Genomic DNA, 22182 nt, shown 5'->3' with positions numbered 1-22182 from the left:
GATATCCCAAGCCGTACGTACGGTTTGCATGCCCTGGGTTGACCTGCGACGATCGACGCGTGCCCAGAGTAAGCCAGGACCAGCTCGACGCGCGTCGGCGGGAGATCCTCGCCGCTGCCCGGGCGTGTTTCGCCCGGCTCGGCTACGAGGGGGCGACCGTACGCCGCCTTGAGGAGGCTACCGGCCTGTCCCGCGGCGCCATCTTCCACCACTTCCGGGACAAGGACTCGCTCTTCCTGGCCGTCGCCGAGGACGACGCCGCGGCGATGGTCGAGACGGTGGCCCGCAACGGCCTGGTGCAGGTGATGCGCGACCTGCTCGCCCGCGCCGTCTCACCGGACACCACCGGTTGGCTGGGCAGCCAACTGGAGGTCTCCCGCCGCCTGCGCACCGACCCGGCGTTCGCCCGTCGATGGGCCGAGCGGTCCGCCGCTATCGCCGAGGCGACCCGGGACCGGCTGGCCCGCCAGCGCGACGCCGGGGTGCTGCGCGAAGACGTCCCCATCGACGTGCTGGCCCAGTTCCTGGAGCTGGCCTACGACGGCCTGGTGCTGCACCTGGCCATGGGCCGACCGGCCGGTGACCTGGGCCCGGTGCTCGACCTGGTCGAGGAGGCGGTCCGCCGCCACTGACCGCCCGTACACCCGACTGCCGACCGTGGCGAGGCTGCTCCACAATGGGGCCGCGCATCCCTCCGGTGACAGGAGCAGTCGATGATCGTCCACGCCGCGTCCGGCGACACCTGGGGCATCTCCGGCCCGACCTTCCTCCGGTACTACCTGGTGGCAGCCGCTCTGGTGGTGGCCGTCGCGGTGTACCACCGGGTCCGTCTGGCGGCCGCGTCGACCGCTGCCATGACCGCCGATCCACTCGGGCCGCAGCAGGTCGCATACCTCAACGGTGGACCCCGACTCGCCGTACACGCCGCGTTGGGCGGACTGCGCGGCAGCGGCGCGATCGGCGTGCGGCCGGACCGTCGACTGACCACCAGCGGGGTCGCGCCGACCGGGCTCACCCCACTGGACCAGGCCGTCCACTGGGCCGCCCATCAGCACGCCCGGGTCGGGGACCTGCCGCAGGACGAGCGCGTACGTGCCGCGCTGCACCAGATCCGCAACGGCCTGGAGCAGCGGGGCCTGCTGACCGACGACGCGCAACGCGCGCGTGCCCGCTTCTGGACCACGATCCTGATCGCTCTGCTGGGCCTCGGCGTGCTCCGGTTGGTCTCGGGTCTGTTCAGCGGTCGCCCGGTCGGTTACCTGCTGCTGACCCTTGTTGCGCTCCTGATCGTCACCTTGGTGCTGCGCCGGGCGCCCGTGCTCACCCGGGCCGGTCGGTCCACGCTGCGCGGTGTACGCCGCGAACACACCCACCTCGCTCCGGCCTCCACGCCGTCCTACGCCACCTACGGAGCTGGCGGCGCGGCGATGGGCGTGGCCCTGTACGGCACCGCCTCACTCTGGGCGCTCGACCCCGGCTTCGCCGAGCAGGCCGAGATCCAGCGCCAGGCCGCCTCCGGCAGCGGCTGGACGGCCGGCTCCGACGGATCGTCCGGAGGCGACAGCTCCGGTGGAGACGGCGGCAGCTCCTGCGGCGGTGGTGGCGGCTGCGGCGGTGGCGGGGGGTGCGGCGGATGACCGGCCCGTCCGGAGTTGGCATCGGCTGGCGTCCGGAGATCGCCGGCTTCGTGGCCGAGCTCCCCGGCCTGCGCTTCGTGGAGGTGGTGGCCGAGGGGGTGGCCTCGTCCGGGCCGCTCCCGGCGGGTCTTGCGCAGCTGCGGGAGCGCGGCGTGACTGTCGTACCCCATGGGGTGCGGCTCTCCCTCGGTGGCGCCGAGCCGGTCGATCCGGCCCGCGTCGCCCACCTGGCCGCTGTGGCGCAGCAGGTCGACGCCCCGCTGGTCAGCGAGCACATCGCGTTCGTCCGAGCCGGCGGCCTGGAGGCCGGGCATCTGCTCCCGTTGCCGCGCAGCCGGGAGGCGGTCGACGCGATCTGCGCCAACGTGGCGCGGGCGCAGGCCGAACTGCCGGTGCCGATCGCGCTGGAACCGATCGCCGCGTTGGTCGAGTGGCCCGACGACGAGCTGGACGAGGCGGACTTCCTCACCGAGATCCTCGACCGGACCGGCGCACTGTTGCTGCTGGACGTGGCGAACGTGCACGCCAACGCCCGCAACCGGGGCACCGACCCGCTCGCGTTGCTGGACCGTCTGCCGCTGGACCGGGTCGCGTACGTCCACGTGGCCGGCGGCGCCGAGCACGGCGGTTTCTACCACGACACCCACACCGATCCGGTGCCAGCGGCGGTGCTGGAGCTGGTCGGCGCGCTCTGCGCTCGACAACGTCCGCCGGCGCTGCTGCTGGAACGGGACGGCCACTATCCACCGGCAGCCGAGCTGCGCGCCGAACTGGACGCCCTGGCCGCCGCCGCGGGCTTCCCGGCCGTGACATGACCGAGCCACGCGACGACAGCGGCAGGCGGTCGTCCGGCGATGTCGGCGGGCTCGCCCAGCGACAGGCGGAACTGGTCGCGACGCTGGTCGCCGGAGGGCCGCCGCCGCCAGGCTTCGCACCGGCCCAACTGGCCGCCACCCGGGCGGCCCTGGGACGCAAACGTGCCGGCGAGGTGGCCCGACACTGGCCACTGCTCGCCGCCGGCCTCGGCGCCGCCTGGTCGACGACCTTCGCAGGCTGGGCAGCCGGGCGACCAACCGCCGGGTCGTTGCGCGACGGTTGGGACCTGGCCCGTGCGATGCGCGAACAGGGCGCGCTGCCCCCGGCCGCCGCCGAGGAGCTGGCCGTCCGGGAGGCGCGCCTGCGCTACGACGGGCTCGGGGCGCCACGTCCGCGCCGGATGCCGGCCGTGGGCCGCGCCGGCGGCGCCGTGGCGGTGCAGATCGCCGGCCGGGTACGTCTGCTGCGCCCCGCCTCGCGTCCACCCACAGTTGGTGGCGACGGTGTGTCGGATGCGGCAGGATCGACCTTATGGATCTAGGCCTGACCGACCACGTGTACGTCCTCACCGGCGCCTCTCGCGGCCTGGGCTTCGCGACCGCGCAGTGCCTGGTCGCCGACGGGGCACGGGTGGTCCTCTCGGCACGGGACCCGGACGCCGTGGCCGCCGCCGCGCAGCAGCTCGGCGGTCCCGAGCATGCCGTCGGGCTGACCGCCGACCTGGCCGACCCGGAGACCCCGGAGCAGCTCGTCGTCGCCGCCCGGGAGCACTTCGGCCGGCTCGACGGCGCGCTGATCTCGGTCGGCGGGCCACCGGCGGGCAACGCCGCCGCGATCAGCGACGAGCAGTGGCGGCAGTCCTTCGAGACCGTCTTCCTGGGCACGATCCGCGCGGTGCGTACGGTTGCCGCCGCGCTGCCCGAGGGCGGTGCGATCGGGCTGGTGCTCTCCACCTCGGCCCGGGGCCCGGTGCCCGGCCTCGGCATCTCCAACGGTCTGCGGCCCGGCCTGGTCGGGGCGGCGAAGGACATCGCCGACGACTACGGCCCGCGTGGCGTACGAGTGGTCGGGCTACTGCCGGGCCGGATCCTGACCGACCGCAACCGGGAGCTCTTCGCCGCGACCGGCGACCCGGAACGCGCCCGCACCGAGGCGGAGGCCTCCATCCCGCTGCGTCGCCTCGGCGATCCCGCCGAGTTCGGCCGGGTGGCCGCGTTCGTGCTCTCCCCCGCCGCGAGCTACCTCACCGGGATCACCCTCCCGGTCGACGGCGGCGCGCTGCGCGGGCTGTGACCCCCGCCGGGGGCCGACCTGGCCGTGCCGTGACGCCGCCCGAGCGGGCCCAGCCCGACCACCCGGCCGTTGATCGACTCGGCCTTCAGGAAACCGGGCGGTCGATGCGGCCAGGACACCCCGACTTCCAGGAACCCGAGTCGATCAACGCGCGGCACACCGGACGTCCGGGACCCGGGGACCAGGCCGATCATCACCCGCCGGCGACGCCCGACACGGCCCAGCCGACCCAGGCAGAGCTGACGACGCCCGACACGGCCCAGCCGACCCAGGCAGAGCTGACGACGCCCGACACGGCCCAGCCGACCCAGGCAGAGCTGACGACGCCCGGGACAGCCCAGCCGACCCGGGCGGAGCTGGCGGCGGCCCGGACGACTCGTCCGACCCGGGCGGAGCTGGCGGGGGCCGCTGACCGGACCATCCCCGACGTCCTCGCGCCGGGGTTGGCGGTGCTCTTCGTCGGCATCAACCCCGGCCTCTGGTCGGCCGCAACCGGCTGGCACTTCGCCAGACCCGGCAACCGGTTCTGGCCCGCGCTGCACCGGGGCGGGTTCACCACCCGGCTGCTGCACCCCAGCGAACAGGACGAGCTGCCCACACTCGGGCTCGGCATCACCAACATGGCCGCCCGGGCCAGCGCCCGCGCGGACGAGCTGAGCAGCGAGGAACTCCTCGACGGTGCCGCGATCCTGACCGACAAGGTGGGCCGCTACCAGCCGCGTTGGGTGGCGGTGGTGGGGGTGACCGCGTACCGGATCGGTTTTCAACGGCCGAAAGCCACCTTCGGGCCGCAGCCGGAGTCACTGGCCGGCGCCCGGCTGTGGGTGCTGCCCAACCCGAGCGGCCTGAACGCGCACTTCACCCCGGTCACGCTGGGCCTGGCGTTCGCCGAGCTGCGAGTGGCGACCGGCCTGCCCGAACGGCGCTGACCGCGACGGATCTCGGCCCGGTGCCCGCGGGACGTCAGTTGGCCGCGGCGGGCGGCAGCACCTCGTCGGCGCGGTAGGTGCCCAGCGGCATGACCACCGGCTCGGGCCCGGTCGCGTCGACGAACGGGGTGGGCGAGTCGGCGACCGCGAACTGGGTGCGGTACAGCTCGGCGTAGAGCCCGCCGACGGCTACCAACTCGTCGTGCCGCCCCCGCTCGACGATCCGGCCGCCGTCGAGGACGAGGATCTGGTCGGCGTCGCGCACGGTGGAGAGCCGGTGTGCGATCACCAGGGCGGTCCGCCCGGTCAACGCCACCGACAACGCCCGTTGCACCGCCGCCTCGCTCTCCGAGTCCAGATGGGCGGTCGCCTCGTCGAGGATCACGATCGACGGCGCCTTGAGCAGCAGCCGGGCAATCGCGATGCGCTGCTTCTCGCCGCCGGAGAACCGGTAGCCGCGTTCCCCGACGGTGGTGTCCAGCCCGTCGGGCAGCGCCCGGACCAGGTCGGCCACCTGCGCGCCGGCCAGTGCGGCCCAGATCTCGTCGTCGGTGGCGTCGGGCTTGGCGTAGCGCAGGTTCTCGGCGATCGTCTCGTGGAACAGGTGCGAATCCTGGGTGACGACACCGATCTCGTCCCGCAGGGAGGCGAGCGTCGCGTCGCGTACGTCCACCCCACCGACCAGCACCTGGCCGTCGGTGACGTCGTAGATCCGGGAGATCAGCATCGACAGGGTCGACTTGCCGGCGCCGGACGGGCCGACCAGCGCGACCATCTGCCCCGGCTCCACGCTGAACGAGACTCCCTTGAGCACCGGCTCGTTGACAGTCCGGTCCAGTGTGGCGACCTCCTCGAGGGAGGCGAGGGAGACCTCGGCGGCGCTCGGGTAGCGGAACCGCACGTCGCGGAAGTCGACCCGGCCGGTGCCCCGGGGCACCGGCACCGCGTCGGGCTTCTCCACGATGCCCGGCTTGAGGTCGAGCACCTCGAAGACCCGGTCGAAGGAGACCAGGGCGCTCATCACGTCGACCCGGACGTTGGACAGCGCGGTGAGCGGGCCGTACAGGCGGGTGAGCAGCAACGCGAGCGTCACGACGGTGCCCGCGCTGACGCCGCCGGTCACCGCCAACCAGCCACCGAGACCGTAGGTGAGCGCCTGCGCCAGCGAGGCGACCAGCAGCATCGCCACGAAGAACGTGCGGGAGTACATCGCGGACTGGATGCCGATGTCGCGGACCCGCTCGGCCCGGCCGGCGAACCGGCCGGCCTCGATCTCGGGCTGACCGAAGAGCTTCACCAGCAGCGCGCCGGCCACCCCGAACCGCTCGGTCATGGTCGCGTTCATCTTGGCGTCGAGGTTGTACGCCTCGCGGGTGATGTCGGCCAGCCGCCGACCGACCCGGCGGGCCGGAATGATGAAGATGGGCAGCAGCACCAGTGACAGCGCGGTGATCTGCCAGGAGAGGGTGAACATCACCGCCGCGGTGAGCACCAGTTGGATGACGTTGCTGACCACACCGGACAGGGTGGAGGTGAACGCCCGCTGGGCGCCGAGCACGTCGTTGTTGAGCCTGCTGACCAGGGCGCCGGTCTGGGTACGGGTGAAGAACTGCAACGGCATCCGCTGCACGTGGTCGTAGACCCGGGTGCGGAGGTTGAAGATGATGCCCTCGCCGATCCGCGCCGAATACCACCGCTGGGCCAGGGAGAGCAGCGCGTCGGCGACCGCCAGCGCGGCGATGAACAGGGCCAGCCGCACCACGAGCCGGCCGGCCTCGGTGCCACCCCGGTTGATCGCGTTGATCACGTCACCGGCCAGCACGGGGGTGGCCACGCCGATGATGGCGGCCAGCACCACGGTGGCCAGGAAGACGATGATGTCGCGCCGGTAGGGCTGGGCGAAGGCGACGATGCGGCGGGCCACCCCGTGCTTCAGTCGGTGGGTGGAGACCTCGTCCCGGTTGCGCATCGACCGGAGCATGCTCCACCCGGCCATGCCACCTCCGGACATCGGGTTGGACATCGCTCACCTCCGGGTCGTCGGGCAGACCGCGCCGTCAGGTCAATTCTCCCGACGACTGTGACAACCTCGGTCGTAACCCGGATCTTCCCGCGCGGTCCTTACCTATTCTCCCCGGCCGGCCAGGTCGCGCAGCCGACGGGTCTGCGCCTCGCGCTCGGCGCGCTGCTGGTCGGCGTGCGACCGGCCGGCCGCACCGGCGAGCAACGCCTTGATCTCCACCACCGCGTCGCGGGCCCCGGAGAGTAGGCCAGCGGTCAGGTCCTGGACCGCGCCGTCCAGCTCGGCTGGTGGCACCACCAGATTGGCCAGCCCGATCCGGTCCGCCTCGGCGGCGTCCAACCGGCGGCCGGTGGCGCAGATCTCCAGCGCCCGCGCGTAACCGACCAGCTCGACGAGCCGTTTGGTGCCGGCCAGGTCGGGCACCAGGCCGAGGGTCACCTCGGCCATCGACAGTTTCGCGTCGGCGGCGAGGACACGCAGGTCACAGGCGAGGGCGAGCTGGAAACCCGCACCGATCGCGTGACCCTGCACGGCCGCCACGGAGATGACGTCCGGCCGGTGCAGCCAGGTGAAGCCGCCCTGGAACGCCGCGATGCGCTCGGCGCACTCCTGCTCGGGCAGCGTGGCCAGCTCCGCGAACGAGCCCGGGCCGGACGCGCCAGCCACCGCGAGGTCGAGGCCGGCGGAGAACGCACGCCCCTCGCCCCGGACCACCACCACCCGCACGTCGCCGGGCAGGTCGCGGGAGAAGTCGCTCATCGCCTGCCACATGGCCGGCGTCTGAGCATTGAGCACGTCGGGCCGGCACAACGTCACCGTGGCGACCGGCCCGTCGCAAGTCAGCCGGACCCCGGTCGCCTCGGCGGTCACCGGACGGCCCGGGGAGCGGCGGTGCTGGACGACGCTGAGTGGCGGGTCACGCCTTCTTGCGGCGCCGGGCACCACCGCGCTGACGCAGCTGCACCCCGGACTCGGTGAGTACTCGGTGGATGAACCCGTAGGAACGGCCGGTCGAAGCCGCCAACGCGCGGATGCTCTCCCCCGAGGTGTACCGCTTTACCAGGTCCTTGGCGAGCGTCTGACGCTCGGCTCCGACGATCCGGCGACCCTTCTCAGTGCTGGTGGCTGTGCCAGTGGCTGCCATGCTGTGTCCTCACGTCCCAGACTGTGCGGTTCGGATACGGTCCCACCTATTAGACCGCCTCGAACGATCATGCGCCAGATATCAACTCTTCGCCAACCGACACGCTATGCAATGTCAGCTTCCCGATAGAGTGATCCTGGCGATCGGCCCCCGCGCTGCCTCCGGGCGTACCACCGCGGCACGGTGACGCCTGCCGACGACCCGTAGCCTTCGGTCGTGATCGACCTGTTGAGCACCGCGGGCGGAGCAGCCGTGGTCTTCGCCGCGACCGACATCGACGACATCGTCATCCTGACCCTGTTCTTCGTCGCGGCGCGCACCACCGGTCGACCCCGCCCTTGGCAGATTGTCGCTGGTCAATACCTTGGAATCGGTGCACTCGCGCTGGCCAGCGCGGTGGTCGCGGCGGGGCTGCTGGTCGTGCCGGACCCGTGGACGGGGTTGCTCGGCCTGCTGCCGATCGCGCTGGGCGTACGCGCGCTGCGCGCCTCTGACGACGACGTCACCCCTGCGGTCGTCACCGGAACGCTCGGTGTGGCCGGGGTGACGATCGCGAACGGCGCCGACAACGTGGCCGTCTACGTACCCGTCTTCCGGGCCCTCGGCGCGGCCGACAGCGCGGTGTTCCTCCTGGTCTTCGTGCTGCTCATCGCGCTGTGGTGTGCCGCCGGCGCCTGGCTGGGCGGGCACCCCCGGGTGGTCCGGCTGGTCGAACGCGCCGGCCACTGGCTGGTGCCGACCATCTTCATCGGCATCGGCGTGCTGATCCTGGTCAGCTCCGGTGTGCTCGGCCGGCTGGTCGACCTGCTCGGCTGAGGACGGCCCGGTCGACCGCCCGCAGGACGCGACGGCAGGGCCGGCGGCAGGCCGGGCCGGTCAGGCCAGCTCGACCAGTTCGAGCAGGTCGTCGCTCCAGGCGTCCTCGTCACCGTCGGGCAGCAGGATCGCGCGGTCCGGCTTGAGCGCGAGCACCGCGCCCGGGTCGTGGGTGACCAGGACGATCGCACCCGGGTAGTTGGCGATCGCGTCGAGCACCTGCTCCCGGCTGACCGGGTCGAGGTTGTTCGTCGGCTCGTCGAGCAGCAGCACGTTGGCGCCGGAACAGACCAGGGTGGACAGCGCCAGCCGGGTCTTCTCGCCACCGGACAGCACCCCGGCCGGCTTGTTCACGTCGTCACCGGAGAAGAGGAACGCACCGAGGATCTTGCGCAGGTCGGTGTCGGACTGCTCGACGGCGGCGGCGCGCATGTTCTCCAGGACCGTCCGCTCCACGTCCAGCGTCTCGTGCTCCTGGGCGTAGTAGCCAAGCCGCAGGCCGTGACCCGCGTGCACCTCGCCGGTGTCTGGGCTGAGCAGACCGCCGAGCATCCGCAGCAGGGTCGTCTTGCCGGCGCCGTTGAGCCCCAGGATGGCCACCCGGGAGCCGCGGTCGACCGCGACGTTGACGTCGGTGAAGATCTCCAGCGAGCCGTACGACTTGGACAGGCCGGTCGCGGTGAGCGGAGTCTTGCCGCACGGCGCGGGGCTGGGGAATCGCACCTTGGCCACCCGGTCGGAGACCCGCACCTCCTCCAGGCCGGAGATCAGCTTTTCGGCACGGCGGGCCATGTTCTGCGCGGCCACGGTCTTGGTGGCCTTCGCCCGCATCTTGTCGGCCTGCGCCATCAGGGCGCCGGCCTTCTTCTCCGCGTTGGCCCGCTCCCGGCGTCGGCGACGCTCGTCGGTCTCGCGTGCCTCCAGGTACGCCTTCCAGCCCAGGTTGTAGACGTCGATGACCGACCGGGTGGCGTCGAGGAACCACACCTTGTTGACCACCGACTCCAGCAGGGCGCCGTCGTGGGAGATCACGATCAGGCCGCCCTTGTGGTTGGCGAGGAAGCCGCGCAGCCAGGTGATCGAGTCGGCGTCGAGGTGGTTGGTCGGCTCGTCGAGCAGCAGGATGCCCCCGCCGTTCTCGCCCGCGTCGCGGAACAGGATCCGGGCCAGCTCGATGCGGCGGCGCTGACCACCGGAGAGGGTGCCGATGGTCTGCGCGAGAGCCCGGTCCGGGAGGCCGAGGTTGGCGCAGATCCGGGCGGCTTCGGCCTCGGCCGCGTACCCACCCAGGGCGGCGAACTGGTCCTCCAGCGCGCCGTAGCGACGGACCAACTTGTCGCTGGCGTCTTCGGCGAGGCGAGCCTCGACCTCCTGCATCTGCGACATCAGGACGTCCAGGCCGCGTGCGGAGAGCACCCGGTCGCGACCGGTCGCCTCCAGGTCGCCGGTGCGCGGGTCCTGCGGGAGGTAGCCGATGGCACTGCGCTGGTCGATCTGGCCGCCGTACGGCTGACCCTCGCCGGCGAGCACCTTCAGCGTCGTGGTCTTGCCGGCGCCGTTGCGACCGACCAGGCCGATCCGGTCACCAGGCTGTACGCGCAGCGTGGTGTCGGACAGCAGGATCCGGGAACCGGCACGCAGTTCCAGGCCGGTGGCAGTGATCATGTTTTCGGGCTCGCTCTCGGGGTCTGGAAGGCTGACTCGGGGCACGCGAAACCGCCGGCGGGCTCAAGGGGCCCGACGGCGCGGGGCGGTTCAGCCTTCGCAGCGCAGCACCCGACAAGTGTACCGGGCGTCGCTGGGCGGACCGCCCGGATTACCGATCAAGATCATCGGGTACCGGAAGCGCTGTCCGGACCCGGTCCGGCATTTACAGGACAGAACGACATTCAGACGACATTCACCGGCATACGGCGATCGGGGTCAGCATGGAACTCAACGAGCGGGCCGAGCTCGACACCTCCCAGGTCAACGACCGGGGTCGGGGCGGTGGAGGGGGCGGTGGCCTCGGCATTCCACTTCCCGGCGGCGGTGGTCGCGGCGGGCTGATCGGCATCGTGGTGGCTGTGCTGGTCGCACTGCTCGGCGGCGGGTTCGGCCTGAACGCGATGACAAACGGCGACGAGGGCGGGCAGGCCGGCGGCACCGACCTGGAGCAGCTGTGCTCCACCAAGAACCCCGACCGCTTCGACGACCTGCGCTGCCGCAACCTGGCCTACGTCAACAGCATCCAGGGCTACTGGCAGGAGGCGTACCCGGAGTTGGGTAAGGGCAAGTACGAGCCGACCGACACCAACTACTTCCAGGCCGCCGTGAACACCGGCTGCGGTCAGGCCGACTCGGGCGTCGGCCCGTTCTACTGCCCCGCCGACCGGCAGGTCTACATCGACCTGGCCTTCTACGAGGAGCTGGCCTCCCGGTTCGGCGCCAAGGGCGAGTTCGCCCAGCCCTACGTGCTCGCCCACGAGTACGGCCACCACGTCCAGAACCTGCTCGGCACCAACGAGAAGGCCGGCCAGGGCGACCAGAGCGGCCCCCGCTCCGCCTCCGTGCGGCTGGAGTTGCAGGCCGACTGCTACGCCGGCGCTTGGGCCAAGCACGCCACCGAGACCAAGGACAAGACCGGCCAGGAACCGCTGTTCAAGTCGATCACCCCGGGCGACATCACCGAGGCGCTGAAGGCCGCCGAGGCGATCGGCGACGACAGCATCCAGGAACGCTCCGGCGGGCAGGTCAACCCGGACTCGTTCACCCACGGCACCTCGCAGCAGCGGCAGCGCTGGTTCCAGCAGGGCCACGACAGCGGTGACCCGAAGACCTGCGACACCTTCGGCACCGACCAGCTCTGACACTGGCCCCGGTCGCCGTTCGCGTCGATCATGGAGTTGTGGTGCCCGATATGGGCGGACGAGCGACCTTCGTCCACCACCACAACTCCATGATCGACACGGGCGGGGCGGGCGCGGGGGGCTCGGCGCGGGGCTGGGTCAGTTCAGCCTCGAGACCTGGTAGTGCGCGATGAGCCAGTCGTTTCCGGCTCGGCTCAGCAGCACGCCCAGGTGGACCGTCAGCGCCGGGCGGTCGGTGAAGCCGAACTCCACCTCCAGGTAGCCGAGGACCAGGTCGTCGGCGAGACGCCGGGTCTCCCGGATCTCATAGGCGGCGGTCAGGCCGAGCGGCTGGGCGGCGTAGTACGCCGCAACCCCGGCACGGCCGACGGCGTACGGGTGCAGCCCCTGGAAGATCGCGTCTTCGGTGAAGTACGACGCGACCCGGTCCGGTTCGTGGGCGTCGACCGCCGACTTCCACCGGTCGAGGACGGTACGCAGGATCTGCGCGTCGGACATGATGCTCTCCCTGAGGTGTTGCGGCCACGGGTTACCGGGGCGATGCGCCCATCCTCGGACCGTCAGCACATCAGCAGACCAGGAACGCCGGTTTCCCTCCGTCGAGCGCCGAGGTCAGTCGGGTGCCGGGTCGCGCAACCTGATCCGCACCGCACGAGCCGCGGCGACCGCTGCGACGAGCACCGCGTGCCGAGGCTCCGGCACGTCGAGCAACCGCTCGGCCCGCAGCGGCACGAGCGGAGCCAACCGCCGATCGGCCAGCACAGTGTCCACCGCTTTCCGGTCGCCGCCGCAGACCATCGCCGTCAGCGCCGCCGCCTCCGGCAACAGCAGGCGTACGGCCAGGTCCGCCGCATCACCCAGCGCCGCCTTGGCCTGGTTGTCGCGACGCCGGGCGAACCGGTGCTGGGACCATCCCCCAGCCGCAGTGCGCCCCTGCACGTAACGGGTGTCCACCTTGGAGACGACAAGGTCGGCGCCCTCGGCCACGCCGACGGCCACCGCGCCCTTGCGGGCCAGCAGCAGGCCGATCCGGCGGGGCGTCACGGCGGCGGCCACGAACCCGGGAACGTCACCGCTGACCGGCGCGCCGGGTGGGGCGTACAGCTCGGCGGTGGCCCCGTCCGCGGCGGTGAGCAGCAGGCCGTACTCCCGCTCGGTCGTGGTGTGCGGGCCGTGCCGGTCGGCGAAGCCCTCGACCCAGCGCCCGACGCGGGCCGGGTCGACCTCCACCCACCGGCCTCCCCCGGCTGCGGGTCGACTGGTCACCGCCCGACCGTACGGCACGACAACGCGGATCGGGCGGTCGGGCGCGGCGCTCAGCCCGGCAGCAGCGCGACCACCGCCAGCGCGGCGATGAGCGCGCTGGAGACCAGCCCGGTAATCAGCCGCCCGCGTGGCCCGGTCAGGGCCCGCCCGACCATCGTGCCGCCGCCCGCGACGAGCAGTTGCCAGCTCGCCGACGCCAGGAACACACCGGCCACGAACAGCGTCGCCGCGCCCGGACCCGCGTCGGCGGTGTCCCGCCGACCGAGCACCAGCGCGCTGAAGTACAGCACCGTCATCGGGTTCAGCAGGGTCAACCCGAGCAGCGCCGCGTAGGCCCGCCCGGGCGTGCTCAGACCCCGCCCGACGGGTGCCGTCGGCGTCCGCCGCGAGCGGTGGGTGGACCAGGTTCGCCACAGACCGTGCGCGGCGAGACCGAGCAGGACGACGGCGGCGACCACCCGCAACGGCCCGGCGACCGGCGCGATGATCCCGGCCAGGCTGGCACCCCCGAGCGCGGCGGCCGCCGCGTAGAGCCCGTCGGCCGTCGCCACGGCGAGCGCCGCGGCCGCACCGACCCGAAACGAGGTACGCGCACTCAGGCCCAGAATCAGGATCGCGATCGCGCCGACGGGGATGGCGACGCCGTAGCCGGCCACCAGACCGGCCAGGAACGCCCCGCTCACGGACGTCGGTGTCGGGTCGAGGCCCGTCCCCGGACCGGCCGCTGTCGACGCACGGCGGTGGCCGCACGGACAGGAACCTGCATGGGGTACGCCTCAATCACACGCGCATCCTGCGCGCCGAACCCACGCCCGCGCCACCAAATTTCCGCGCCCCCGCGCCCCCGCGCCCTCGCGCCCTGCCGCCCCACGTCCCCGCGCCGTGCACCCCGCACCCCGAGCCGTTCCGGCGCTGTCCCAAGCCCTCCTCGCGAGGGCTGCGACCAAGATTCGTGCAACTTCGGGGATGTTGCTGCCTCCGAGACGCCGGAGGCAGCAACATCGCTGATGTTGCGCGGATCTTCGACCTGGCGTGGGCCCGAGGGATCGTGCTCGATCCTGGTTTCAGTGGCCTCACCGCGTGCCGACACCACTACAACCGGGATATTGCGCGGACCTTGCCGGGTGGGCCGATGCGGCGCACGCGCGGCAGGGGCGGAACGCGTCGAGCGCGACGCCCCGCAGGGCATCGCGCTCGACGGGCAGAGCCGACCGGAGTCGGCTCAGACGTTGAAACCGAGGGAACGGAGCTGGTCCCGACCCTCGTCAGTGATCTTGTCCGGGCCCCACGGCGGGAGCCACACCCAGTTGATCCGGATGTCGTTGACCAGGCCGCCACCCGGGCCGGTGGTCAGCGCCTGCCGGGTCTGGTCCTCGATCACGTCGGTCAACGGGCAGGCCGCCGAGGTGAGCGTCATGTCCAGGGTGGCGACGTTCTCGTCGTCGACGTGCACGCCGTATACCAGACCCAGGTCGACGACGTTGATCCCGAGTTCCGGGTCGACGACGTCCTTCATGGCCTCTTCGATGTCGGCGATCATGGCCTTGCTGACGCCGGCCGTCGGTGCGTCGCCGGCCTCCGGCGTCGCGGTGGCGTCGGTCGTCACGGAGTCGACCTGCGACGCCGCGACGGCGTCACCGGCCTCCGGCGTCGCTTCGGTAGCCGTGTTCTCGCTCATGCCGTCCCTCCGCTTCGCTCCGTGACGCCGACAGGCGCCACGGTGCTGCAACAATGATTGGCTCGCTGACGCTCGATCACGCCTTCACCTCCGGGCTCGCGCCCACCCCCGCGCGTGCCGCGGCGTCCTTGAACGCCATCCACGGCAGCAGTGCGCACTTGACCCGGGCGGGATAACGGGCCACACCCGCGAAGGCCACCCCGTCACCCAGCACGTCCTCGTCCGGCGTGACCTGGCCACGTCCGGACATCAACTCCACGAACGCCTCGTGCACCTCGAATGCTTCCCGGGCACCCCGACCGCGCAGCAACTCGTGCAGGACGCTCGCCGAGGCCTGGCTGATCGAGCAACCCATGCCGTCGTACGAGATGTCGTGCAGCACAGTGCCGTCGGTGGCCACCCGGACGGTGACCTCGTCGCCGCAGGTCGGGTTGACGTGGTGCGCCTCCTCGACCCGGTCGCCCGAGTCTTCGGCGTCGCGCAGACCGCGCCCGTGTGGGCGCTTGTAGTGGTCCAGGATGATCTCCTGGTAGAGCTGGTCGAGCTGCATCAGTCGAACACCTTCCGCACCTGCTCCAGACCGGCCACCAGAGCGTCGATCTCCTCGGTGGTGGTGTAGAGGTAGAACGAGGCCCGGGTCATGGCCGGGACGCCGAACCGGCTGCACACCGGCTTGGCACAGTGGTGACCCACCCGCACCTGCACGCCGAGCGAGTCGAGCACCTGACCCACGTCGTGCGGGTGCACGTCGCCGAGCGCGAACGAGATGGTGCCACCCCGGCCAACCGGCACGGTCGGGCCGAAGATCCGGAGGTCCGGCACCGAGCCGAAGGCGTCCAGCGCGTACGCCGTCAGCTCCTTCTCGTGCCACTGGATGGCCCGCATCCCGACACCGGTCAGGTAGTCGACGGCAGCGCCGAGCGCGACCGCCTCGGCGATCGGCGGGGTGCCGGCCTCGAACCGGGCCGGCGGGGCGGCGAACGTCGATCGGGCCATGGTGACCGTCTCGATCATCGAGCCGCCGCCGAAGACCGGTGGCATGGCCGCGAGCAGCTCACCCCGGCCCCAGAGCACACCGATGCCGGTCGGGCCGCACATCTTGTGGCCGGTGAACACGATGTAGTCGGCGTCCAGGTCGACCACGTCGATGGGCAGGTGCGGCACCGACTGCGAGCAGTCCAGCAACAGCAGCGCGCCCACCTCGCGGACCCGCGCGGTGATGCGGGAGGTCGCGTTGACAGTGCCGAGGATGTTCGACACGTGCACCAGCGAGACGATCTTCGTCCGTTCGGTGACCAGGTCCTCCAGGCCCGACTCGTCCAGTCGGCCCTGGTCGGTGACGGGGAACCAGCGCAGGGTCGCGCCGGTCCGTTCGCAGAGCAACTGCCACGGGACGATGTTCGAGTGGTGCTCCATCTCGGAGATCACCACCTCGTCGCCGGGGCCCAGGCGGAACCGCGGGTCCGCGTCCGGGCGCAGCGAGGCGTTCGAGAAGGCGTACGCCACGATGTTGATCGCCTCGGTGGAGTTCTTGGTGAACACCACCTCGTCGACGCTGGGCGCGTTGATGAACGCGGCGACCTTCGCCCGCGCCCCCTCGTACGCCTCGGTGGCCTCGGTGCCCAGGGTGTGCACCGACCGCGAGACGTTGGCGTTGTGTCGCGCGTAGTGCTCGTCGAGAACGTCGAGCACCTGGCGGGGTTTGTGCGAGGTGTTGGCGCTGTCGAGGTAGACCAGCGGGTGCCCGTTGACCTCGCGATCCAGGATCGGGAAGTCGGCGCGTACCCGGGCCACGTCGAAACGCGGCACGTCGTCGTACTGCGGCATCCCCTCGGGGATCGCGATGCTGGTCATCTCGGCAGCGCCTCTCCCGCTCAGGCCTTGGCCGTGCCGGCCCCGGCGGCGTACCGCTCGTAGCCCTCGGCCTCGAGCTTGTCGGCCAGCTCCGGGCCGCCCTGCTCGACGATCCGGCCGGCGATGAACACGTGCACGAAGTCCGGCTTGATGTAGCGCAGGATCCGCGTGTAGTGGGTGATCAGCAGCACGCCGGTGTCGCCGTCGTCGCGGACCCGGTTGACGCCCTCGCTGACCACGCGCAGCGCGTCCACGTCGAGGCCCGAGTCGGTCTCGTCGAGGATGGCGATCTTCGGCTTGAGCAGCTCCAGCTGGACGATCTCGTGTCGCTTCTTCTCACCACCGGAGAAGCCCTCGTTGACGTTGCGCTGGGCGAACGCCGGGTCCATCTGGAGGCGCTCCATCGCGCCGCGCAGCTCGCCACCCCAGGTGCGCAGCTTCGGTGCCTCGCCGTCGATGGCGGTCTTCGCGGTGCGCAGGAAGTTGGCCACCGAGACGCCGGGCACCTCGACCGGGTACTGCATGGCCAGGAAGAGGCCGGCGCGGGCCCGCTCGTCGACAGTCATGGCGAGCACGTCCTCGCCGTCGAGGGTCACCGTGCCGCCGGTGATCTCGTACTTGGGGTGACCGGCGATCGAGTACGCCAGGGTGGACTTGCCGGAGCCGTTCGGGCCCATGATCGCGTGGGTCTCGCCGGACTTCACGGTCAGGTCGACGCCGGCCAGGATCGGCTTGAGCTCACCCTCGGGCAGCTTGACCGACACCTTCAGGTCGCGGATCTCCAGGGTGCTCATTATCGGGTCACTCCATTACTCGGCGTCAGGCTGAGGTAGATGTCGCCGTCGCGGACTTCGACGGGGTAGACGGGGACGGGTTCGGTGGCGGGCAGCCCGGTCGGTTCACCGGTGCGCAGGTCGAAACGCGAGCCGTGCAACCAGCACTCCAGCGTGCAGCCGTCGACCTCACCCTCGGAGAGGGCGACCGCGGCGTGCGAGCACTCGTCGTACACGGCGTAGAAGTTGCCGTCCTCGCCGTGCACCAGGGCGATCGACGTGCCGTCGACGTCCGCGCTGATGGCGGTGCCCTTCGGTACGTCCTCGGTGGAGCAGATCCGGATCATCAGGCGCCCGCCTTGGTCAGCCGGGCCTCGATCGCGTCGCCCAGGCGCTCGCGCAGGGAATCCACCGGGATCTTGTTGATCAGCTCGGCGAAGAAGCCGCGGACCACCAGGCGGCGGGCCTCGCTCTCCGGGATGCCCCGGGCCATCAGGTAGAAGAGCTGCTCGTCGTCGAAGCGGCCGGTCGCGCTGGCGTGGCCGGCGCCGGCGATCTCGCCGGTCTCGATCTCCAGATTGGGTACGGAGTCCGCCCGAGCGCCTTCGGTGAGCAGCAGGTTCCGGTTGATCTCGTACGTGTCGGTGCCGGTCGCCTCGGCCCGGATCAGCACGTCGCCCACCCAGACGGTGTGCGCGCTCTCGCCCTGCAGGGCGCCCCGGTAGCCGACGTAGCTGCGGCAGTCCGGCACTGAGTGGTCGACCAGCTGCCGGTGCTCCAGGTGCTGACCGGAGTCGGCGAAGTAGACGCCGTACAGCTCGGCCTCGCCACCCCGACCGGTGTATTCGACGCTGGTGAACTGCCGGACGAGGTCACCACCGAGGGTGACCTGGATGTGCACGACCCGGGCGTCGCGGCCCAGCTTCACCTGGATGTGCTGCGCCTGGACCGCGTCGGAGGCCCAGTCGGCGATCGTGACCAGGGTCAGCTTCGCGCCGTCGGCGACGAACACCTCGACGTTGTCGGCCAGCGTGGCCGAGCCCTCCTGGGAGAACACGACAGTGGCCTCCGCGAACCGACCCACCTGGACCTGGGTCCGGGCAAAGGCCAGCTCCTCGGGGTACGCGCCCAGCAGCCGGACGATCACCGCGTCGGACACCACCGCGTCGGCGGCCACCTCGACCAGCGCGACCCGCGCGGCACCGCCGTGCGCCAGCGCGCTGATCCGGTCGGTCGGCACCGGCGCGGACGCGACGCTGGCGTCACTCGGCTCGACGAGCCGCACCGACACCCCGGCCGGCAGGTCCGGGTGCTCGATGGTGACGCCCCGGCCGGTGGCGGCGGAGGTGTCCGCCGTGGCCAGGCCGCGGAGGCGCTTGAGCGGGGTGAAACGCCACTCCTCCTCCAGGCCGGTGAGGGCCGGGAAGTCGGCGACGTCGTACGAGCGCAGCGCCTGCGACTTGGTGCTGGGTGGCGCGGAAGCCTGGGTAGTCATTTCGTCCTTGGTCTGTCTGTTCCGTGGCGACGAGGTGGGGTCCTGGTGTGGCGGGCCGAGGTTCCCGGCCCGCCACGCGGGAGCGGCGGCGTCAGCCGACCGCGCCCTCCATCTGAAGCTCGATCAGGCGGTTGAGCTCCAGGGCGTACTCCATCGGAAGCTCCTTGGCGATCGGCTCGATGAAGCCACGCACGATCATGGCCATCGCCTCGTCCTCGCTCAGGCCCCGGCTCATCAGGTAGAAGAGCTGGTCGTCGCTGATCTTGGACACGGTCGCCTCGTGACCCATCGACACGTCGTCCTCACGGATGTCGACGTACGGGTAGGTGTCCGAGCGGGAGATGGTGTCGACCAGCAGCGCGTCGCACTTGACCGTGCTCCGGCTGTGGTGCGAACCCTCCAGCACCTGCACCAGACCCCGGTACGAGGTGCGGCCGCCGCCCCGGGCGATCGACTTGGAGATGATGGTCGAGGAGGTGTGCGGCGCGGCGTGCACCATCTTGGCGCCGGCGTCCTGGTGCTGACCCTCACCGGCCATCGCCACCGAGAGCACCTCGCCCTTGGCGTGCTCGCCGGTCATGTAGACCGCCGGGTACTTCATGGTCACCTTGGAGCCGATGTTGCCGTCGACCCACTCCATGGTCGCGCCCTCGTGGCAGACGGCGCGCTTGGTGACCAGGTTGTAGACGTTGTTCGACCAGTTCTGGATGGTCGTGTAACGGCAGCGCGCGTTCTTCTTGACGATGATCTCCACGACTGCGCTGTGCAGCGAGTCGGAGGAGTAGAGCGGCGCGGTGCAGCCCTCGACGTAGTGCACGTACGCACCCTCGTCGACGATGATCAGCGTCCGCTCGAACTGGCCCATGTTCTCCGTGTTGATCCGGAAGTAGGCCTGCAGCGGGATCTCCACCTGCACACCCTTCGGCACGTAGATGAACGAGCCACCGGACCACACGGAGGTGTTCAGGGCGGCGAACTTGTTGTCGCCGACCGGGATCACCGTGCCGAAGTACTCCTTGAAGACGTCCTCGTGCTCGCGCAGCGCCGTGTCCGTGTCCAGGAAGAGAACTCCCTGCTCCTCAAGGTCCTCACGGATCTTGTGGTAGACGACCTCGGACTCGTACTGCGCCGCGACACCCGCGACCAGCCGCTGCTTCTCCGCCTCCGGGATGCCCAGCCGGTCGTACGTGTTCTTGATGTCCTCCGGCAGGTCCTCCCAGCTGGTGGCCTGCTTCTCGGTGGACCGCACGAAGTACTTGATGTTGTCGAAGTCGATCCCGCTGAGGTCCGCGCCCCAGGCCGGCATCGGCTTGCGGCCGAACAGCCGCAGGCCCTTCAGCCGCAGGTCGAGCATCCACGCCGGCTCGCTCTTCTTGGCCGAGATGTCCCGCACCACCGCCTCGTTGATGCCGCGCTGGGCAACCGCCCCGGCGGCGTCCGGGTCGGACCAGCCGTACTCGTACCGACCCAGGGCCGCGAGCTGCTCTTCCTGGGTCAGGGGCTGGACGATCTGCTCGGTCATCTATCTGTCCTCACAGTGGTGACGGGATTACCGGATTGAACACGGCCCGGCTGGGTCGGAATGTGCGTGGTGCACACCCCGTCGCCGTGCGCGATGGTGGCCAGGCGCTGCACGTGGGTGCCGACCAGACGGGAAATCACCGCGGTCTCGGCCTCGCACAGCTGGGGAAACTCGGCGGCCACGTGCGCCACCGGGCAGTGGTGCTGGCAGAGCTGACCGCCGGAGGCGATCGTGGTCGCATTGGCAGCGTAACCCTCGGCGGTGAGCGCCGAGGCGAGTGCCTCGGCGCGCGCGAGAGGGTCCTCGCCGGCGTCTTCCATGGCCGCTCGACAGCGGGATTCCAGGGCCGACACCTGCTCGGTGGCGAACGCCTCGACCGCGTCCGAACCGCCGCTGCGGGCGATCCAGCGCAACGCGGCGGTGGCCATGTTGTCGTAGTGGTGTGTGCCACAGCGCACCCGGGCGGCCTCGGTCAGCATGAACACCTTGGCCGGACGCCCTCGCCCGCGGCTGCCCTGCACGGTCTGCTCGCGGGCGTAGACGTCACCGTCGGCGAGCATCGCGTCCAGGTGGCGCCGGATCGCCGCCGGGCTGAGCCCCAGGGCCGCGCCAAGCTGAGCGGCGGTGGTCGCACCCCGCTCCAGCAGCAACTGGGTGACCCGGTCCCGGGTGGAGATCTCGGTCGCCGTGCCGGCGCCGAGGGCAGTCGAGGTGGTCGTGACGAGCGCGGACGCGGACGCGCCGACGGCCGGAACAGCCGCCGACTGGTGCCCTGAGAGCGCCGCCGCGTTTTTCACAACGCCAACGTTACGTAATTACCCGGAGGGTCGCAAACCCGGGCCCCGGTGATCCGAACCACCGAGCCGACGGAGTCGGACGAACCTCGATCACTACAGTGCGTAGGATTTGCGGCGTGAACCGAATCGTCCGTCCGGTCTCCGGCATCCTGCTGCGCCGCCTCGCGCTCGCCTCGATCATCGCGAACGTGGGCATCGTCGTCACCGGCGGGGCCGTCCGGTTGACCGCCTCGGGCCTCGGTTGCCCCACCTGGCCCCGGTGCACCGACGATTCCTACGTCACCACGCCCGAGATGGGCGTGTACGGGGTGATCGAGTTCGGCAACCGGATGCTGACCTTCGCGGTGGGCCTCATCGCGCTGGCCACCGTGCTCGCCGTACTCCTGCACCGACCCCGCCGACCCGGGCTCCTCGCCCTGGCCGTGGCGGTCTTCCTGGGCATCCCCGCCCAGGCGGTGATCGGTGGCATCACCGTGCTGACCAACCTCAACCCGTGGGTGGTCGGGCTGCACTTCCTCGCCTCGATGGCGGTGATCGCCGCCGCGTACGCCCTCTGGCGGCGCATCGGCGACCCCGACGGCCCGCCCGTGGCCGTGGTGCCCGCACCGCTGCGCGCGCTGGCCCGGGTCACCACCGGCGTCACCGTCGCCGTGCTGGTCGTCGGCACCTGGGTCACCGGCAGCGGCCCGCACGCCGGCGACCACGGCGCCGCCCGCAACGGGCTCGACCCGGAGACGATCTCGCAGGTGCACGCGGACGGCGTCTTCCTGCTGATCGGGCTGTCGGTGGCGCTGATCTTCGCGTTCCGCGCCGTCGGCGCACAGCGGGCCACGCGCGCCGCGATCGTGCTGGTCGCCGTGGAGCTGGGTCAGGGCCTGATCGGCTTCGTGCAGTACTTCACCCACGTGCCGGCGATCCTGGTCGGCGCACACATGCTCGGCTCCTGCCTGGTGCTGCTGGCCGCGCTGTCGGTGCAGTGGTCGACCCGTGAGCGCCGCCCGGTCACCCCGGCAGCAGATGTCGCAGCGACCCACGCCGAGGAATCCGTCCCGGTCACCGCCTGACCCCAGGGCGCGGTCCCGCGTCCCGCGCCGCCGGTCCGAGCCCTCCCGCGTCGGGCGTCCGGTTCTGCGCTTCCGCAAGGAGCGGCCGGACGACGCCTGCTATCTGCCGCCCGGCGCCCCGCGCCTCGCGCACCCAGGCCAAGATCCGCGCAACTTCGGGGAAAGTGCTGTGTCCCGGGGCCCTGAGGCACCAACTTCACCGAAGTTGCGCGGATCTTGGCGGTGG

General features: G+C 71.4%; 24 protein-coding genes. 9 read left to right on the top strand and 15 right to left on the bottom strand.

The window, feature by feature from the left end:
• Positions 1–59: 59 nt before the first annotated feature.
• The 6 genes from KBX34_RS12860 (at position 60) to mug (ending at position 4675) form a co-directional block, all read left to right on the top strand.
• Positions 60–632, top strand: a complete 573-nt coding sequence (locus KBX34_RS12860) for a TetR/AcrR family transcriptional regulator (RefSeq protein ID WP_088949222.1) — start codon at positions 60–62, stop codon at positions 630–632.
• 81 nt (positions 633–713) lie between these two features.
• Entirely contained in the window at positions 714–1637 is a 924-nt protein-coding gene (locus KBX34_RS12855) for a TIGR04222 domain-containing membrane protein (RefSeq protein ID WP_210925099.1), read from the top strand.
• Positions 1634–2452, top strand: a complete 819-nt coding sequence (locus KBX34_RS12850; protein ID WP_210925098.1) for a DUF692 domain-containing protein — start codon at positions 1634–1636, stop codon at positions 2450–2452. Before KBX34_RS12855 ends, KBX34_RS12850 begins: the two co-directional genes overlap by 4 nt.
• Positions 2449–2994, top strand: coding sequence for a hypothetical protein (locus tag KBX34_RS12845; protein WP_210925097.1), 546 nt, complete (start codon positions 2449–2451; stop codon positions 2992–2994). Before KBX34_RS12850 ends, KBX34_RS12845 begins: the two co-directional genes overlap by 4 nt.
• Complete coding sequence (locus tag KBX34_RS12840) at positions 2985–3746, top strand: SDR family oxidoreductase (RefSeq protein ID WP_210925096.1); 762 nt, start codon at positions 2985–2987, stop codon at positions 3744–3746. The genes KBX34_RS12845 and KBX34_RS12840 overlap by 10 nt, the downstream gene beginning before the upstream one ends.
• Positions 3747–4063: 317 nt before the next feature.
• Entirely contained in the window at positions 4064–4675 is a 612-nt protein-coding gene (mug, locus tag KBX34_RS12835; RefSeq protein ID WP_374223682.1) for a G/U mismatch-specific DNA glycosylase, read from the top strand.
• Between the two features lie 34 nt (positions 4676–4709).
• Here mug and KBX34_RS12830 read toward each other — a convergent pair whose 3' ends face one another.
• The 3 genes from KBX34_RS12830 to KBX34_RS12820 all read right to left on the bottom strand — a co-directional run bounded on the left by KBX34_RS12830 (position 4710) and on the right by KBX34_RS12820 (position 7842).
• Positions 4710–6686: an ABC transporter ATP-binding protein gene (locus KBX34_RS12830; protein ID WP_172862217.1), complete on the bottom strand. Its 1977-nt coding sequence runs from the start codon at positions 6684–6686 to the stop codon at positions 4710–4712.
• 114 nt (positions 6687–6800) lie between these two features.
• Positions 6801–7568, bottom strand: coding sequence for an enoyl-CoA hydratase/isomerase family protein (locus tag KBX34_RS12825; RefSeq protein ID WP_210925095.1), 768 nt, complete (start codon positions 7566–7568; stop codon positions 6801–6803).
• 46 nt (positions 7569–7614) lie between these two features.
• Positions 7615–7842, bottom strand: coding sequence for a helix-turn-helix domain-containing protein (locus KBX34_RS12820; RefSeq protein WP_007462679.1), 228 nt, complete (start codon positions 7840–7842; stop codon positions 7615–7617).
• 216 nt (positions 7843–8058) lie between these two features.
• Here KBX34_RS12820 and KBX34_RS12815 point away from each other — a divergent pair, with 216 nt between their 5' ends.
• Positions 8059–8658 (top strand): cadmium resistance transporter, encoded by a 600-nt coding sequence (locus tag KBX34_RS12815; protein WP_210794355.1) that lies wholly within the window; start codon positions 8059–8061, stop codon positions 8656–8658.
• 60 nt (positions 8659–8718) lie between these two features.
• Here the strand turns inward: KBX34_RS12815 and KBX34_RS12810 are convergent, their stop codons facing one another.
• Positions 8719–10323 carry an ABC-F family ATP-binding cassette domain-containing protein gene (locus tag KBX34_RS12810; protein ID WP_088949228.1) on the bottom strand — a complete coding sequence of 535 codons (1605 nt, stop codon included), beginning with the start codon at positions 10321–10323 and terminating at the stop codon, positions 8719–8721.
• A gap of 263 nt (positions 10324–10586) precedes the next feature.
• On the opposite strand from KBX34_RS12810, the gene KBX34_RS12805 reads away from it, so the two are divergent.
• The gene (locus KBX34_RS12805; RefSeq protein WP_210925094.1) at positions 10587–11507 is read left to right on the top strand and encodes a neutral zinc metallopeptidase; all 921 of its coding nucleotides are present in this window, start codon (positions 10587–10589) and stop codon (positions 11505–11507) included.
• A 138-nt stretch (positions 11508–11645) separates the two neighbouring features.
• On the opposite strand, the gene KBX34_RS12800 is transcribed toward KBX34_RS12805, so the two are convergent.
• From KBX34_RS12800 to KBX34_RS12750, 11 genes are all read right to left on the bottom strand, one after another.
• Positions 11646–12005, bottom strand: coding sequence for an SgcJ/EcaC family oxidoreductase (locus KBX34_RS12800; RefSeq protein WP_210925093.1), 360 nt, complete (start codon positions 12003–12005; stop codon positions 11646–11648).
• 114 nt (positions 12006–12119) lie between these two features.
• Positions 12120–12773, bottom strand: coding sequence for an acVLRF1 family peptidyl-tRNA hydrolase (locus tag KBX34_RS12795; protein ID WP_210925092.1), 654 nt, complete (start codon positions 12771–12773; stop codon positions 12120–12122).
• A 50-nt stretch (positions 12774–12823) separates the two neighbouring features.
• Positions 12824–13456 carry a LysE family transporter gene (locus KBX34_RS12790; protein WP_210925091.1) on the bottom strand — a complete coding sequence of 211 codons (633 nt, stop codon included), beginning with the start codon at positions 13454–13456 and terminating at the stop codon, positions 12824–12826.
• Positions 13457–13995: 539 nt separating this feature from the next.
• The gene (locus KBX34_RS12785; RefSeq protein WP_088949232.1) at positions 13996–14451 is read right to left on the bottom strand and encodes a metal-sulfur cluster assembly factor; all 456 of its coding nucleotides are present in this window, start codon (positions 14449–14451) and stop codon (positions 13996–13998) included.
• Between the two features lie 76 nt (positions 14452–14527).
• Complete coding sequence (sufU, locus tag KBX34_RS12780; RefSeq protein WP_088949233.1) at positions 14528–15001, bottom strand: Fe-S cluster assembly sulfur transfer protein SufU; 474 nt, start codon at positions 14999–15001, stop codon at positions 14528–14530.
• On the bottom strand, positions 15001–16305 hold the full coding sequence (locus KBX34_RS12775) for a cysteine desulfurase (RefSeq protein WP_099855777.1): 1305 nt from the start codon (positions 16303–16305) through the stop codon (positions 15001–15003). The genes sufU and KBX34_RS12775 overlap by 1 nt, the downstream gene beginning before the upstream one ends.
• Positions 16306–16325: 20 nt before the next feature.
• Complete coding sequence (gene sufC, locus KBX34_RS12770; RefSeq protein WP_210794361.1) at positions 16326–17099, bottom strand: Fe-S cluster assembly ATPase SufC; 774 nt, start codon at positions 17097–17099, stop codon at positions 16326–16328.
• Entirely contained in the window at positions 17099–17425 is a 327-nt protein-coding gene (locus KBX34_RS12765; RefSeq protein ID WP_099855780.1) for a non-heme iron oxygenase ferredoxin subunit, read from the bottom strand. Before KBX34_RS12765 ends, sufC begins: the two co-directional genes overlap by 1 nt.
• A complete protein-coding gene (sufD, locus tag KBX34_RS12760; protein WP_210925089.1) occupies positions 17425–18573 on the bottom strand; it encodes a Fe-S cluster assembly protein SufD in 1149 nt (382 codons plus the stop codon). The genes KBX34_RS12765 and sufD overlap by 1 nt, the downstream gene beginning before the upstream one ends.
• Positions 18574–18664: 91 nt before the next feature.
• On the bottom strand, positions 18665–20095 hold the full coding sequence (gene sufB, locus KBX34_RS12755; RefSeq protein WP_088949238.1) for a Fe-S cluster assembly protein SufB: 1431 nt from the start codon (positions 20093–20095) through the stop codon (positions 18665–18667).
• Positions 20092–20772 carry a helix-turn-helix transcriptional regulator gene (locus tag KBX34_RS12750; RefSeq protein ID WP_374223681.1) on the bottom strand — a complete coding sequence of 227 codons (681 nt, stop codon included), beginning with the start codon at positions 20770–20772 and terminating at the stop codon, positions 20092–20094. The genes sufB and KBX34_RS12750 overlap by 4 nt, the downstream gene beginning before the upstream one ends.
• A 218-nt stretch (positions 20773–20990) precedes the next feature.
• Between KBX34_RS12750 and KBX34_RS12745 the strand changes: the two genes are divergently transcribed.
• A complete protein-coding gene (locus KBX34_RS12745; protein ID WP_374223679.1) occupies positions 20991–21956 on the top strand; it encodes a heme A synthase in 966 nt (321 codons plus the stop codon).
• Positions 21957–22182: the final 226 nt, after the last annotated feature.

This window comes from Micromonospora sp. M61 (assembly GCF_018070245.1).
Classification (GTDB): Bacteria; Actinomycetota; Actinomycetes; order Mycobacteriales; family Micromonosporaceae; genus Micromonospora; species Micromonospora zamorensis.
This window is presented reverse-complemented; position numbering and strand designations above follow the sequence as displayed.